General features: G+C 43.0%; 12 protein-coding genes. 3 read left to right on the top strand and 9 right to left on the bottom strand.

Going from position 1 to position 16,206, the window contains the following annotated elements; translation table 11 throughout:
- Positions 1-238: 238 nt before the first annotated feature.
- On the top strand, positions 239-1,210 hold the full coding sequence (locus FXF36_RS09825) for a LysR family transcriptional regulator (protein WP_151623639.1): 972 nt from the start codon (positions 239-241) through the stop codon (positions 1,208-1,210).
- A 62-nt stretch (positions 1,211-1,272) separates the two neighbouring features.
- On the opposite strand, the gene FXF36_RS09820 is transcribed toward FXF36_RS09825, so the two are convergent.
- Positions 1,273-1,968, bottom strand: a complete 696-nt coding sequence (locus FXF36_RS09820) for a DUF975 family protein (protein ID WP_151623637.1) — start codon at positions 1,966-1,968, stop codon at positions 1,273-1,275.
- Positions 1,969-2,160: 192 nt separating this feature from the next.
- Here FXF36_RS09820 and FXF36_RS09815 point away from each other — a divergent pair, with 192 nt between their 5' ends.
- The gene (locus FXF36_RS09815; protein WP_151623635.1) at positions 2,161-3,693 is read left to right on the top strand and encodes an alanine/glycine:cation symporter family protein; all 1,533 of its coding nucleotides are present in this window, start codon (positions 2,161-2,163) and stop codon (positions 3,691-3,693) included.
- A gap of 766 nt (positions 3,694-4,459) precedes the next feature.
- On the opposite strand, the gene FXF36_RS09810 is transcribed toward FXF36_RS09815, so the two are convergent.
- The 8 genes from FXF36_RS09810 to FXF36_RS09775 all read right to left on the bottom strand — a co-directional run bounded on the left by FXF36_RS09810 (position 4,460) and on the right by FXF36_RS09775 (position 15,799).
- Positions 4,460-5,824: a PFL family protein gene (locus tag FXF36_RS09810; RefSeq protein ID WP_151623633.1), complete on the bottom strand. Its 1,365-nt coding sequence runs from the start codon at positions 5,822-5,824 to the stop codon at positions 4,460-4,462.
- Positions 5,825-5,833: 9 nt separating this feature from the next.
- Positions 5,834-6,109, bottom strand: a complete 276-nt coding sequence (locus FXF36_RS09805; protein WP_151623631.1) for an ACT domain-containing protein — start codon at positions 6,107-6,109, stop codon at positions 5,834-5,836.
- Positions 6,110-6,292: 183 nt separating this feature from the next.
- Positions 6,293-7,093 (bottom strand): MBL fold metallo-hydrolase, encoded by an 801-nt coding sequence (locus FXF36_RS09800; RefSeq protein WP_151623629.1) that lies wholly within the window; start codon positions 7,091-7,093, stop codon positions 6,293-6,295.
- Positions 7,094-7,238: 145 nt separating this feature from the next.
- Positions 7,239-9,317, bottom strand: coding sequence for a cell division FtsA domain-containing protein (locus FXF36_RS09795; RefSeq protein WP_151623617.1), 2,079 nt, complete (start codon positions 9,315-9,317; stop codon positions 7,239-7,241).
- Positions 9,318-9,332: 15 nt separating this feature from the next.
- Positions 9,333-9,923, bottom strand: coding sequence for a dephospho-CoA kinase (coaE, locus tag FXF36_RS09790; protein ID WP_151623615.1), 591 nt, complete (start codon positions 9,921-9,923; stop codon positions 9,333-9,335).
- A gap of 10 nt (positions 9,924-9,933) precedes the next feature.
- Positions 9,934-12,639, bottom strand: a complete 2,706-nt coding sequence (gene polA / locus FXF36_RS09785; protein ID WP_151623613.1) for a DNA polymerase I — start codon at positions 12,637-12,639, stop codon at positions 9,934-9,936.
- 53 nt (positions 12,640-12,692) lie between these two features.
- Positions 12,693-14,486 (bottom strand): aminopeptidase P family protein, encoded by a 1,794-nt coding sequence (locus FXF36_RS09780; protein WP_151623611.1) that lies wholly within the window; start codon positions 14,484-14,486, stop codon positions 12,693-12,695.
- Positions 14,483-15,799: a glycoside hydrolase family 5 protein gene (locus FXF36_RS09775; RefSeq protein ID WP_151623609.1), complete on the bottom strand. Its 1,317-nt coding sequence runs from the start codon at positions 15,797-15,799 to the stop codon at positions 14,483-14,485. Before FXF36_RS09775 ends, FXF36_RS09780 begins: the two co-directional genes overlap by 4 nt.
- A gap of 147 nt (positions 15,800-15,946) precedes the next feature.
- Here FXF36_RS09775 and relB point away from each other — a divergent pair, with 147 nt between their 5' ends.
- Complete coding sequence (relB, locus tag FXF36_RS09770; RefSeq protein WP_151623607.1) at positions 15,947-16,192, top strand: type II toxin-antitoxin system RelB family anti-toxin; 246 nt, start codon at positions 15,947-15,949, stop codon at positions 16,190-16,192.
- The last annotated feature ends 14 nt before the right edge of the window (positions 16,193-16,206 follow it).

Below are 16,206 nucleotides of genomic sequence, written 5' to 3'. Positions count from 1 at the left end.
TTAAATATTTAACCAATCTTTATACACTAAGTATATTTCATCCCCATTTCTATGTCTAATACACATTTTGCTATCTATTCATAACATATTTGTTATTGAGTATTATCTTCTGATAGCTTTTTCGGTAATATTTGATAAAATAAAGACAAAGAAATTAGTAACATTATCATTTCCAAAGGATTGCCTGTCTGCAAATCAGGGACTTTAAGGCAGAAATTCAAAGCTATAGGAGAAATAGATGAACACTACACAAATAGATTACTTTAGAAAAATTGCCGAGGTTGGCAATATGACAAAGGCTGCTGAGGAGCTTCATGTTTCTCAGCCTGCCCTGAGTCGAATCATAAAATCCATGGAGGATGAACTGGATATGAGGCTTTTCGACCGAATCGGCCGCTCCATGGTTTTGAGCAAAGCAGGACACGCTTTCTATGAGTCCTGCGACCAATTTCTCACCCAGCTTGGAAGAATCCAACTTTCCGCCAAGACCAATTCTGACACCGAAGGCTCACTCTCTCTTGTCACCTGCGTGGAAAGTATCTATGTAGCGAAGCTCATCTCCGAGTTTTCGTTGCTTTATCCAAAGATTCTTCTCTGTGAAAAGACATCCTATGCCTATGACAACTACGTGGACTGGAACGATTGTGACTTCGCCATCCGAGCCACCTCAAGCGATTTTGAGGCCAATTTTGCAGACGGATATGTTGGAAACAGAAATCATCTTCTGGCTGAAAACTTTGACGATACAAACAACAGAGACATCAACGATTCCTTCAGCTTCCTGACCAACATCATGAACGAGCCATATTCTCTGGTAGTGAATAAGGATATGAAAATCGCTTCAAAGGATGTAGTTTCTCTCGGCGAAGCTGCTGATTTGCCATTCATCCTGCCTACAGCTGAACACTCACACCGCTCGAGAATTTTGGATTTCTGCCAGATATATAATTTCACACCAAAATGCCGTCTGGAAACCACCCACTACAGCATCGTTCTTGAAATGATTTCAAAGAGTGAGTGCGTTGCCCTGATTCCAAAGGATGCCCCTGGCCTTGGTGGCTTCACTCAGGCAAAGATGCTAAAGCTTGATAACCCTAGCATTTGTCGAAACATCAACCTTTATCAAAACAAGACAAAGCCTGAGTCTGCCGCAGCAGCTGCCTTCAGACAGTTCATCACTGCTGAGCTTGCTCTCAACAGATTGAATTAAACTAAAAATGGACTCTCAAAAAATGAGAGTCCATTCTTTTATTCATCACTTGAAAATAATTTCTACTGCTCCTTTGAGAGCTCAAGATACAAAGCTGCATCAGTGCTTGACATATATGGGGCTGTCCAAAGAACATATACAAGTCCTACTGTGATAACACCAAGTATAATCCATCCGATAAATGAAAGATCAAGAAGGAATGCTCTCCACTTATTTCCGTTCATCATCTCGCGAGACTTTGTAATAACCTCTGTTGCTGAAAGCTCAGGATTATCCTTGATAATATATGGCACCATTCTATAAGAATAGCATTTGATAATTCCTGGAATCAAAAACAGGCAGAACCAAAGGAAAAGGAAAATGTCTCTTAACAAAAGGGTAACAAAAATATGACCGAAATCACTGAAGCCCTCTTTAAGTATTCCAAGCTCAGCACCAGGCTGCTGTACATTTGCTTTGAAGAAACGATAGCAACCAACCTGAAGTGGATTGCGAAGGAAAATATGAATAAGAATACCGATTATAAATGCTACACTGAATACTCCAAGGAATAAACCGCCCAAAGCCAACTGCTCAGGAGCTGTCAAAGCCTCAAATGCATTTGTTACTGATGATGTATCGCCTGAATTATTGTTTGCAGAAGAACTTGCAGAACCTGCTGTAAGAATTGACAAGATAAATGCCACCAACACGCAGCGCCAATAATTTGCCCTAAAGGCAACTTTACCTTGATTTTTAATTTCACCAATTGTCCACATACATTTTCTCCTTTCAATGGATACTCAAAAATAATACGTTAACTAAATAGCTTAAATTAGATTTTACTCTATTTATCATTCTTATACCATTTATTCACAGATTTTTTAAAAAATCTATTATTTCCTATTATTTAGTGGTTGCCTTTGGTATAGTTTAATTATAATCTTTTTATCAGAAGGGAGGATTTTGATATGGATGGATTATTAGCGTTCATTACCGCTGTCTGCGGTAAAATTCAGGTAATCTCAGATTTATTTTGGGATTTTCCAACAAACTTTGAATGGTACGCCAACATCCCTATTCTGGGAAATTTCACTTTGGCTATTATTCTTCTTATTGGTTCTGGTATTTATTTCACCATCAGACTACGTTTCATACAGATTAGAAAGTTCAAACATGGCATAGAGGTTTTGAAAAACAGCAAGGCGAAGACAGGTATCTCGCCACTGGCTTCATTCTTCCTTTCCACTGCCATGCGCGTAGGCCCTGGAAACATCCTTGGCGTAACTGGAGCCGTCTCTGTTGGCGGACCTGGTGCACTTCTTTGGATGTGGATTTCAGCGTTTTTCGGAATGGCCACAGCCTTTGTAGAGTCTACACTTTCTCAGATTTTCAAAGAGAAAAAGGATGATGAATATATCGGTGGTATGGCCTTCTATGGCAGAAAGCTTCTTAAGAATTCAGCAATTGTCGGTGTAATTCTTTCACTCATGTACATCATTTACGCAATCCTTTGCTTCCCAGCTCAGGGCTTCAACACAGTTTCTGCAATGGGACAGATTGCAAGCATCATCAGTGGAACAGAGCTTCCAACCACCCACGCAATCTACTGGATTGGATTTGTAATCGTCATCATCGCAACCTGCGCTGTTTCCTTTGGCGGAACAAGAAAGATTGCAAAGGTCACCGACGTGCTTGTTCCTATCATGGCAATCGTTTATGTACTTACAGTTATCATTCTTATTCTAATCAACTTTACAAGAATTCCTTGGTTCTTCTATGCTGTATTCACAGAGGCCTTCAAGCCTGAAGCTGTTTTCGGCGGAGCCTTCGGAATCGCATTGATGCAGGGTGTTAAGCGTGGACTTATGTCTAATGAAGCTGGTCAAGGTACCATCACAATGCCAGCCGCTGCTTCAGATGCTGCACATCCTTGTGATCAGGGTTGTGTTCAGGCCATCGGCGTATTCCTTGATACAATCGTTATCTGTACACTTACAGGCTTCGTTGTTATCATGGGTCGCGTATGGCTCACAGATGCAGGCGATGTATGGTTCGAGCTTGGAAAGCTTCCAAAGTATCTCGCCTCTGTTGAAGAGCTCACTCCTGGCACAGCCTTCAACAGCGTAGTTACACTACTTGTTTCGCTTTGCTTTGGCTTGTTTGCATTTACCTGCTTACTTGGCTTTATGTCATTCTCAGAAATCTGCGCAAACAGAATTAGCCGCAGCAAAATCTTCATCAACGTAATTCGTATAATCGATATTGCAGTTATCTGCTTCGGTATGCTTACTTCAATCGTTGGTATGGATTTGGGCGCACTTTGGGATCTTTCAGATTTTGCAAACATCCTCATTGCCTACTGCAACATTCCACTGCTCTACGTCGGCTTCAAATACGTAAAGAAAGCCCAGGAGCACTTTGAGCGTGAAGACGGCACAGCCTTCACCTCCGACGTGGTCGGCATCGACGTACCAGTCTGGGACGAAAAAGCATCAAAATAATACAAACATCCCGCGGCTCTACACCACACGGTGTGGGGCCGTTTTTTCTGCCCATTTTATAGTATCAAGCCTCCCAACCCACGCCTTCCCAATATCAAACCCTGGGCCCCAGCCCTCCGCCAACCACCCATCCCAGTTCTCATGTAGCATTTGAGCCAAATGTTAGATTTTCTTAAGCTGCTAATGGAGCTTTACATGGGTGTTCTTCTATTGATTTTGCACTTCAACGCCACTGTATGCTTCTACACAGACACTTGTAGTATTCAAATAGCTTTTCCAAACAAGGTTTAGGATAATTGTGCTCATACTCCATTTGCTAAGTAAAATCAAAAGCAGGTTTTGTAGATTTAAGTACCGGCTTCAAGTTCAGTCCGTTTCACTATCAGCCTTGGGCTGCCGTCCGTGGCAGCCCATACTTAAATACTGCAAAACCTGCTTTAAGATTTTACTAAGCTCATTCCAAAATCGCACAATTATTCCTAAACTTGCTTTGGAAGGCTATTCTAAAGGTAATGTGTGTCTGTGTAGAAGCATACTGTGGCAGCAGAAGTGCAAAGAATGAGAAGAACACCCACCAATAAAGAAAGCGACATGCAGCTTTTAGAAAATCAACATTTGGCGATTGTGCAGGAGAATGGGATGGGTGGCTGGCGACAGGTTGGGGCCCAGGGGATAGCGTGGCACTAGGCGTGGGTCTCGGGTGCTAGACATTATTACAGGGCAAAAAAAAGGCCCCTGAAATATATCAGGGGCCGCGGGAATTTTATTAGTTTTTAAATGAGTGGATTGGTGCTGGAATACGTCCTTTGCGGTTTACGAAGTCTGCGCAAGAGAACTTATTCACAGGCATAATTGGTGCATAACCGAATAATCCACCAAACTCTACGGTGTCGCCAACGCCCTTTCCAATGACTGGAATAAGACGAGCAGCTGTTGTCTTCTGGTTTACCATACCAAGAGCCATTTCATCGGCAATCATTCCTGCGATGGTTGTGGCTGGCGTATCACCAGGGATGGCAATCATATCGAGACCTACGGAACATACGCAAGTCATAGCCTCAAGCTTCTCAAGTGTGATTGCTCCTGCCTCAACAGAATTAATCATTCCCTGATCCTCAGATACAGGGATGAAAGCACCTGAAAGACCACCTACATAAGAGCTTGCCATTACGCCGCCCTTCTTAACCTGGTCATTGAGCATCGCAAGAGCGGCTGTAGTACCTGGTGCGCCTGCATACTCAAGTCCAATTTCACAAAGAATATCGGCAACTGAATCGCCAATTGCTGGAGTTGGGGCAAGTGATAGGTCGATGATTCCAAATGGAATACCAAGACGCTTTGATGCTTCCTGTGCAACAAGCTGACCAACACGTGTAACCTTGAAGGCTGTCTTCTTGATGGTCTCGCAGAGAATCTCGAAGCTCTCTCCACGCACCTGCTCAAGAGCCTTCTTTACAACACCTGGTCCAGAAACACCTACGTTGATAATAGCGTCTGCCTCAGTAACACCGTGGAAAGCACCTGCCATGAATGGGTTGTCATCTGGAGCGTTGCAGAATACAACAAGCTTCATACAATCAACTGAATCTCTATCCTTTGAACGGTCTGCCACCTGAAGAAGAATATCTCCCATGAGGCGAACAGCATCCATATTAATACCAGTTTTTGTGGAAGCCAAATTCACTGAACTACATACTCTCTGTGTCTCGCAAAGAGCCTGTGGAATTGAACGAATAAGCATCTCATCTGCTGTGGTCATTCCCTTTGAAACGAGAGCTGAATATCCACCGATGAGGTTCGCTCCGACATCCTCTGCTGCCTTATCTAATGTGTGTGCCAATGATACGAAATCAGCTGGGCACTTGCAAGCTGCTGCACCAATAAGTGCAATAGGTGTAACAGAAATACGGCGGTTTACAATTGGGATGCCGTAATCTCTCTCAATTTCCTTTGCCACCTTATCCAAATCCTTAGCAACAGTTGTGATTCTATTATAAACCTTTTCATTAACTAACTTTAAATCTGCATCGATGCACTCAAGAAGGCTGATGCCGATGGTGATTGTGCGGACATCAAGAGTCTGCTCCTCCACCATTTTGTTTGTTTCTAATACTTCCTGTAAATTTACCATGAGTGCCTCCTAGAGTCTGTGCATAGCGTTGAAAATATCTTCTTTTTGTGCCTTAATCTGAACTCCAATTTCTTCGCCGAGAACTTCAAGATCCTTCTGCACATCATCAAAAGACTTTGTAGCGGCATTAATGTCTACAATCATCATCATATTGAAGAATCCTTGAACTATAGTCTGTGTAATATCTAAGACATTCACTCCGCTGCCTGCTAAATAAGTGCAGATTCGAGCAATGATACCAACAGTATCTTTTCCTACAACGGTAATAATAACTTTGTTTTCCATAAGAATTCTCCTTTTCCTAACCCGCTGGTTACGGCTACAAACAAAAACCTTTCGTCTGTTATGCTATCAAGCCTTGATATTGCTTACAGTCACTTTGGAATGTTCCTTTCAGCAATATCAAGAGCTAGATAGCTACAGACTAGTTTTCCTATAAGCCTACCTGCTCATTAAATAAATATCCATTTATAATACGACACGTTCTGACACGTCACTACGCGACGCGACAGTTATATTGAAATCACTCGCATTGTATGGAGTGTTTTCGTCCATTGTGACCTCCAGGCGAACTGTTTCATAGGCCAGGTCTGGGTAGTTGTTCTCATGAGACAAGTGTCCTAAAAAGACGTGCTTAATATCATCATTGAGAACCTTGCTTAGCAGCTTGCCGCTGGCCTCATTTGAAAGATGTCCATGGTCGCCAAGAATACGCTGCTTAAGAGGGTATGGATATGAACCAACCTCCAGCATGTGGATATCGTGGTTCGCCTCTAAAAGCATGGCATCCAAGCCTGTTAAATTTTCCACAATATAGCCATCATAATAACCTAAGTCAGTGCAGACTGCAACCTTATATTTGGCATTTTCAATACGATATGCAACTGGGTCTGCCGCATCATGGCTAATACGAAATGGGTGAATATTTAGACTACCAATAGAGAAATCCTCATCAGGCTTGATAACATGAAAAAGTGTATCATCGATAGCACCGAGGCTTTTCATAGAACGTATCGCTCTGATGGTAGCTGCGGTTCCGTAAATTGGGATGTGATACTTTCTAGAAATAACTCCAAGTCCAGATACATGATCTGAATGCTCGTGAGTCACCAGAAGTCCTGCCATATCTGCGGTGGTGTAATCATATTTGTTCATCCCCGCCTCTATGCGCTTTCCTGAAATACCTGCATCAATCATAACATGCGTGGTGTCATCGCCTACGCAGATGCAGTTGCCGCTGCTACCACTTGCAATACTAAAAAAATCCATTACAAAAAAATCTTCCTTAAAACATTAGTAAATCTTCAGTTACGCCCACAAGCCTCAGTATTGCTTTCGGTCACTGGAATGTTCCCTGCAGCAACACCGAGAGCTTGTTCGCTACTGAAGATTTTTTAATAATTTACGCTTACGATTACGCTTCCTGCCAATAAACTTCCACTTCATCATTGTCGTGGAGTTCGTCGGAGTAACCACACTTTTCGCCATTTATCTTGATGATAAGTGGACGTCCGTTGCTCTCGCTAGGATCGAAATTAATCAAATTGTAAACATCAACAAAGATGTAATCCTTCTTTCCTGAGAGGGTCATCTTCTTTCCATTGATGGTGATAGGCATGTCCACAGAATCGATCTTCATGCGCGTATGAACATCGGAAACTGTCTCTGGAACATTTGGAACAGGGACATAATTCTCTGGAAGTCCCTCTTCATCATCCACTACATAATCACCAGCGTAAGCCACTGGTGAAGTAGTTGTCCAATCAATAACGAAATTCTCATACACAAGAGAATCACGGCTGGATGGGCGGTTATTTACAAGGATTTCGTATCTGTCATCGATAGTCACATCCATAAACTCTGCCAGCTGTCCAACTGTATAGAATGGGCGAGTCTCAATAACATCCCCTTCCTTAACTGTGTATGATGGAAGCTCAAGAGAGCCATTAACCTCCACGAACTTAGGACACTTTACACGATGTCCACAGACAGTGAAGTAAATATACTCTGTTGTAAACTCTGCCAAATCAGCGATTGTGCCAGTGCCGCCAGCACCAACAGTAGAAGGTGTAAGCTCAACATCACAGTTGAACTCAAGTGGAGTATTGATTCCCACCTGCTTACCATTCATGGTGACGATTGCAGACTCACCCTCTGTTCCACGAAGCATTCTGGCAACGCCATTGACAGTGAAATTAACCTCACGTCCACGACGTGGGAATAACTGATCAGCAGAAAAGCCTGCCTGCATAGCAGCATCAACAATTGTCAGCTGACCATTATCGTAAAGCTTCATCATCTCGCCATTGAAGTGAATCATGATGAAGTTGTTCTTTGTCTCATAATAATTCAAGCAGATACCGATTGGAGTAACAAGAAGTGAATCCTTCTTAATGTCCTCCTGTTCGAAGGTGATATTCTTCATGACTTCCTCGCCACGAAGTGCAACACGCTCCTCAACAATCTTTAAATCCTTTGCGAGAGCCTCTGTAAAGCCATGAATCTTTCCGCCACCACCAACAACAAAAGCAGCAGATACTGACTTGTCGCCGTTGAGCTCTTTAATCTTTGAAGAAACCTCACTTGCGATTTTCTCCATAATTGGGTCTGTGAGTTTCCAAACCTCCTCGGACTTGATTGTATGGCTGATTCCCATAATATCTTCGTAGGTGATGTCGCCGCCCTCAGTTGAAGAACGCTTGATATGCTCTGCAGTTGCGAAGTCAACAAGATACTCGTGAACCAACACCTCTGTAAGCTCATCACCGGCCATAGGAATCATACCATAGGCGATGATACTGCCATCTCTTGTAACACAGATATCCGAAGTGCCTGCGCCCACGTCGATAAGGGCGATGTTCAGCATTCTGAAATTCTGAGGAATGGCAACGTTGATAGCTGCGATAGGCTCCAATGTAAGGTTGGCAACTGTAAGACCAGCCTTACCAACAGCTGCGTATAGGCCATCAACAACATCCTCTGGGAGGAAGGTAACAATGATATCCTCTCCTATCACATCAGCCTTGTGGTCCTCAAGAGACTGGAAAACATCTCCATTCAGGTAATACTTAACTGTGGAGTATCCAACGCAGAAAAACTTGTATTTCTTGTCCTCGTCGCCTTTGATTTCCTTGCCAGCCTGTTCGATACCCATCATATCAAGGGTATGCAAATCCTCTCCGGTAACAACTGTCTCCTCAGGATATTCAAGCTCCACATGAGTGGTAACTGTACGAAGCACACGACCAGCGGCAGCTATGCAAACCTCTGTAAGCGTAAGGCCTGTCAGCTTTTCGAGCTCCAGCTTTACCTCTTCGCAGGTCGCGCCAACACGACCGATGTCGTGAATTTGTCCATCTAGCATGGCGCGTGTGTCGTGCTCTCTCAGAGTCTGCGCCATAACATGAAACTCATTGCCATCAAGGTATCCAACTGTACCGATAACATTGCGGGTTCCAATATCTAAGCCAAAAACTATGTCCTTTTTTTCCATGAATACTTCCCCTTTTTATTTTAATAGAAAACGTAGTTGAGTCAGCGTTTCCTCTTTACTTCCACTATTATCAATGACATGGTCACAGTGCTCTCTGAAGCTCTCATCTGAGCGCTGAACCTGAAAGGTGTTTTCAATTCGTTCTCTGGTATATCCTCTGGATTCCATAAGCCTTTCGGTGCGAACCTCAGGGCTCGCGTATATATACCACATCTCATCCACAAGTTTACCATATCCACATTCTATGAGCAATGCAGCTTCCAAGAAAAAATACTCTATATTGTGTTTTTCTTTTTCCAATTCTACCTGATTTAGTACTTCTTGCTCCACTGCCGGATGCACTGTGGCATTAACCTTCAAACGCAAATCATCGTCGGCAAACATATACTTAGCCATGAGTGGTCGATCGATTTGTCCATTGTCATCTAAAATTGAAGTAGGCCATGGCAAACTGACCACTTCATCAAAACATTTGTGTCCTGGTGTCATCAGTTCTGCTGCCACCTCATCTGCAAGTACAACCCTGCAATTAAAATTTTCTTTTAGCAAAGAGAGCACCGTGCTTTTGCCAGCGCCGATGCCCCCTGTAATTCCGATAAATTTCATAGCTGCTCTATTAATGGGCCTCATCCCAGGTTTTTCCAGAATTCATGTCAATTTCAAGCTGAACTGAAAGGGCTGCTGCGCCTTCCATCTCCTCTGCAATGAGCTTTTCAACCACCTGTCGCTCATCATCGTAGGTTTCCACCAAAAGTTCATCATGAACCTGAAGAAGAAGCTTTGATTTCAAGCCCTCTCGAAGCAATCGGTCGTGAACATTTACCATAGCGATTTTGATGATATCCGCTGCCGTTCCCTGAATTGGAGAATTCATTGCCACACGCTCACCAAACTGCTTTGTCATAAAGTTTGATGAAGCAAGCTCCGGCACTGGTCGACGTCTGCCGTACATTGTAGTGGCATAGCCAGTCTCCTTGGCTGACGACTTCAAATCTTCCAGGAAGGTATGCATAGCAGGATAAGCCTTGAAATAATTGTCGATGTATTCCTGAGCCTCCTTGCGGCCAACTCCTATATCCTTTGCAAGTCCAAATGCACTGATGCCGTAAACAATTCCAAAGTTTACAGCCTTGGCACGACGACGCTGCAAATCAGTAACCTCGTCAAAAGGAGTGTCAAAAACAAGTGATGCAGTTGAACGGTGAATATCCTGACCGGCCTTGAAGGCATTAATCAGATTCTCGTCTCCTGACATGTGTGCAAGTACTCTCAACTCGATCTGCGAATAGTCGGCGTCAAGGAAGGTGCAGCCTTCCTTTGCGAAGAATACCTTTCGAATCTCACGGCCAAGCTCCATACGAATAGGAATGTTCTGAAGATTTGGCTCAGTAGAGCTGATTCGACCTGTAGCCGTAACTGTCTGCATAAAGGTTGAACGAATGCGGCCATCCTCGTCAAGGCATGCTGCAAGTCCTTCTACATAAGTGCTTCTAAGCTTTGCCAGCTGTCTGTACTCCAAAATATCACTGATGATAGGATTTGTTGCTGACAGTTCCTCTAAAACGTCTGCGGCTGTAGAATAACCAGTCTTTGTCTTCTTCCCGCCTTCAATTCCAAGCTTCTCAAAAAGAATAACACCAAGCTGCTTTGGAGAATTAATATTAAATTCCTCTCCCGCCTGCTTGTAAATGCATTGCTCCAATTCGTTTATACGAACTGAAAGCTTATCACCAAATTCCGAAAGAGCCTTTGCATCCATAGCGATGCCCTGAAGCTCCATATCAAACAATGTATATGTAAGTGGAAGCTCAATATCTTTATAAATATCAAGCATGCCCTCTTTTTCTATTTCTGCAATGACCTTCTCATAGGAAGCGTAGGCAACATAAGCATTATAGCAGGCATAAGTAGTAACAGCCTCAAGGAAGCTGTCATCCTCAAGCGCAGCCGATAGCTTTTTCTTGCCGAACAAATCTGCCGGTGCTGGAATTATAATACCAAGAATTTCCTGAGCCACATCATCTGCCGTGTATTCGTTTTTGATAGGGTTGTGAAGGTAAGCTGCCACAGCCACATCATCAGCATTAGGGAAAAGCTCAGCCTTACCGCCCTTTTCAAGAACCGCTGCCTTCTCATCCTCATTCAAAAGATTAAAGATAAGATGCATTGTATCCTTCAAATTCCAGAAACAAAGCTTCACACCAGCCTTGCTGATTTCTATTAGCTTGTGAGCCAAATAATCTGAGGTGATAAATCCAGTGCAATCCACATAGATTGTAGAATCCCCTACTGAAAGAGCAACCCCCTTTATACGCTTATCATCTCCAGCCATAATGCTGGCACCGACAAAATCCTTGCCAGACTTTTTAAGCATGTCAAAAAATTCTTCAACATCAGCCAATTCGTATATACGTTTAAAGGTCTCAGATGTAGTGTCCTGAACCTTCGCAGTCTCTGTTGCCTCAAATCTTGGAAGAAGCTTTTTCAACTCATACTGCTTACAAAGAAGATATGCCTCTTCAGTGAAAAGATTTCCAAGCTTTGTGCTGCCCTCCTCAAGTTCGATTGGAGCATTAACATTGATAGTAGCAAGCTCCTTTGAAAGCACTGCCATATCCCACTGATCGATGAAGTTCTGAAGGACCTTGCCTTTTTTCATCTCATCAACATGTGCATGGCACTCCTCGATTGAGCCGTACTCTGCAATCCACTTCTGAGCAGTCTTTGGACCAATTCCCTCTACACCAGGAATATTATCTGAGGCATCGCCCTGTAATGCCTTCACGTCAATAAACTGCTTTGGCGTAACATCATAAGCTGCCTTAACATCAGCAGCATAATAATTCTCAATTTCAGTTCCAGTCTTCTTTGTCTTTGGGATGGAAATCTTGACCTTTTCTGTGGCAAGCTGGAGCAAATCGCGGTCTCCAGAAACGATTGTCACATCAAAGCCCTTTTCCTCGCCAATTCTAGCCAAAGTTCCAAGGATATCGTCAGCCTCCCAGCCTTCCTTTGTAACAACTGGTACGCCCATTGCCTTAAGCATTTCCTGAATACGTGGGATCTGCTCTTTAAGTTCAGGAAGCATAGGCTTTCTAGTACCTTTGTAGGCTTCAAACATTTTGTGTCTGAAGGTTGGTGCACTAAGATCGAAGGCGACTGCAAAGTTATCTGGCTGCTCATCCTCAATGAATTTGAGCATCATATTCATGAAGCCAAAGATTGCGCCGGTGTGCTGGCCCTGACTATTAGTAAGATCTGGCACGCCATAGAATGCACGGTTTGCAATGCTATGGCCATCTATAAGTAATAATTTGCTCATCTAATCCTCCGCTGGTTACGCCTACAAGCTATTTTTTATAAAAACGATTATTCCTAAATATCACGAGTTTCCTTCTCAAGCCAAGCATATTCTTCTTCGCTGAGATATGGCTTGAGTGTTTCGCGAACCATTGCATGATATTCGTTAAGAGTCTTCTTCTCTGCTTCAGTCATCATCTCTGGAATAACTGGATCAAGGTCGATTGGGCAGTATGTAATTGCCTCAAAGTGGCGGAAGTCGCCGTACTCTGTTGTCTCTCCTGCTACACAGAGAAGCTCGTTTTCGATACGAATACCGAAGCCATCCTCGATGTAAAGACCTGGCTCGTCTGTTGTAATCATACCTGGCTGAATCTCTGCAGAATTCTGCCCCTTTAATACTCTCCAGTGGAAGCGGTTTGGTCCCTCGTGAACGTTGAGGATATGGCCAACGCCGTGTCCTGTACCGCAACGATAATCAAGTCCCATATCCCAAACTGGGCCACGTGAAAGTACATCAAGGTTTGCCCCTGTAACTCCCTTAGGGAAGTTAGCTGCAAGAAGTCTCAAATGGCAACGAAGAACTACTGTGTAATACTCCTTCATCTGCTGTGTGAGAGATCCGAGTGCAATTGTACGTGTAATATCTGTTGTGCCCTCAAGGAAGTGAGCACCAGAATCTACAAGCAAGAAGCCCTCTGGCTTAAGTGTAGCCTCTGAACCTGGCTTTGCGCTGTAGTGCATCATTGCTGCGTTTGGTCCATAAGCTGAAATTGTATCGAAGGAAAGGTCTACAAAATTCTCCTGTTCCTTGCGGCGAGCCTCATAATAGTCAGAAACTGTAATTTCTGTCATTGGCTCCTTACCGATGTTTTCCTTAACCCACTTGATAGCCTTTGTGCAGGCAACACCATCCTTGATGTGAGCAAGCTTTGTATTCTTGATTTCTGTCTCGTTCTTGATTGCACGCATAAGCTCTGATGGGTTCTTGTCATCGATAATCTTTGCAGAGCCCTTCAGTGCCTTGATCATGTTATAGTTGACAATTGACTGATCAAGAAGCACGCGTCTGTCAGCCATGTCCGCACTCTGGAGATAATGATAAATCATATCGTAAGGATAAAGCTTTACAGCATTATCGTTAAGATAGCTCATAACCTCTTCTGGCCAGTTTGTAGTGTCAGTAAAGAGAATAATGCTATCATCTGTGATCAAAAGGAATGAAAGGAAAACAGGTACATTTGCAATGTCGTTTCCACGAATATTCATGATATAAGCAATATCGTAAAGGCTTGTAAGAAGGTGTGCATCTGCCTTTTTGCTCTTCATTTCCTCACGGATTCTGTTAATCTTTGACTGCATAGTCTCTCCTGAGAACTGATCCTCAAGAACCCATGTAGTAGCCTTTGGAAGAGCTGGTCTGTCCTCCCAAATCATATCAACCAAATCCTCTGTTGTAACAAGCTCTCCACCCTTGCTCTGAGCGATATCGAAATACTTTGCAGCATTCTTTCCAGAAACGCAACGTCCATCAAAGCCAAGGCAACCGCCATCCTTAAAATTCTGCTCGATAAACTCATTTACCTCTGGAACTCCTGGCTCACCCATGCGCTCCAAAATAACCTCTGAGTCAGCAATCTGCTTTGCAGCCTGAACAAAATAACGTCCATCGGCCCAAAGATGTGCCTCCTCAAGTGTAATAATCGCTGTTCCAGCAGAGCCTGTAAAGCCTGTCATGAAGCTGCGGGCTTTAAAGTGTTCTCCTACATATTCTGATGAGTGAAAATCGTCTGTAGGAATAAGGTACATGTCGATACCTCTTTCTCTCATTAAATTACGCAATGCTGCGATTTTCTCATTTGTTGTCATCTTTTCTTTGTCTCCTTACTATCTATTATTTCTTTTATGTCATCCTTTTCAGGGATTTCAGCTTTTTTTCTGTTATCGGAAAGTTTATCAAAGAAATACTTTCCCTGCTCTGACAAATCATCATACTCGAAATCATAATATTTGTCACATGACTGATTAATTAATGCAGCGCCCTCATCGCTATTTGATAAGTTCCAAATGCATGAAGAAAGATTATAATCATCCATCAAATCATTCCATCTGGTAGCTTCGCGCTCATCTAATTCACCAACACCATCAACTGGATAGTAGCTATACTGTGAAACAAAAACTGGAAGGCCTTCTTCCACAGCATTAATGAGAACATTTCTTTGGCTGGACTTCTGTGTACCAGCATTGAAATGATAAGTATACATAATATTATTGAAATCAAGCGGATCGTCCAAAACCGAATCTAAATCTGTACATCCTTCAGGTGTTCCAACAAGGATAAGTGCATCTCTGTCGATTCGTCTGATTACAGGTATGACCTCCTTTGCATAAGACTTGACGTCTTCCCATGTTGTATCACCACTTGGTTCATTGCAGATTTCATAAATTACATTATCGTTCGATTCGTATTTACGAACCATCTCACCAAAGAACTGAATAGCATCTGACTTATATTCATTCGGATTACTGTCATTAGAAATGTGCCAGTCAATGATAACATACATCTCGTTATCTGCGGCTGCCTTGACAATATCATCGATAATATCCTTAACATAGTCCTGATTCTCTGCACCACCTACACAATAACCATTGTAATCACTGGTGTACATTGCAAGACGGAAAACATTGATACCCCAGTTATCTCTGAGTGATTTGATAGCATCCGCAGTGATAAATTGTGGATACCAGGTAAGTCCATTAGAGCTAACTCCTGAAAGTCTCACCTCATTACCGACTTCATCATAAAGCTTTCCATCCTCAACATGAAGTGCGCCATAATAGTCAAGCTTCTGACCTGTTTTTGCGATATTCTCAGTGCTCTCTTCTGTTATCTCCTCTTCTGAAACTGTCTTTGAATCCTCCTCAGACTTGGTATCCTCGACCTTTGTCTCTTCCTTTTTCTCAGTCTTTGACGCTTCCTTTACCACAAGCTTCGGCTCAGTCTTCGACTCCTCATGTGTCTCAGCTTGGGCTGTGTCCTGCTGTTCCCGAATGCCTGTTACCTGCCATGGGAAGGTAACACCAACTTTAAAATAACTAATTGCAAACACGCCACCAACAATCGCTGCGGCAAGTATGATAACTAAAATAATTGTACGAACACGTTGTTTTCTGCTAACCATAAGCTCCCTCCAAAAAGGCTACATCTGTAACCATCCATTTGAAGTCTATTATAGTACAATCTCCCCCTATAAAAAAGGATGACTTTATTGTGAAATCTATTGTATTATGTTATCATATATGATAACTTTTAAGCATGAGGTAATGACATGAAAAATCGATACTCCGATGGAATTGTCACACCGCAAGCTTTAGCGACACGCCATTCCATCGCTAGGGAGCTTCGTGACACTCGCCATGAATTGCAGCTGACCCAGCAGACTCTTGCTGAGCGTGTCGGCACTCAAAAATCAAACATATCCAGAATGGAAAGCGGCAAGTATAATCCCTCTCTGGATTTCCTTGTAAAGGTTGCCGAATCTATGGGGAAAACCCTTGATATCCATCTAAACTGAAAGGCTATATGAAA

It is taken from the genome of Pseudobutyrivibrio xylanivorans (assembly GCF_008935055.1).
GTDB lineage: Bacteria > Bacillota > Clostridia > Lachnospirales > Lachnospiraceae > Pseudobutyrivibrio > Pseudobutyrivibrio xylanivorans_A.
This window is presented reverse-complemented; position numbering and strand designations above follow the sequence as displayed.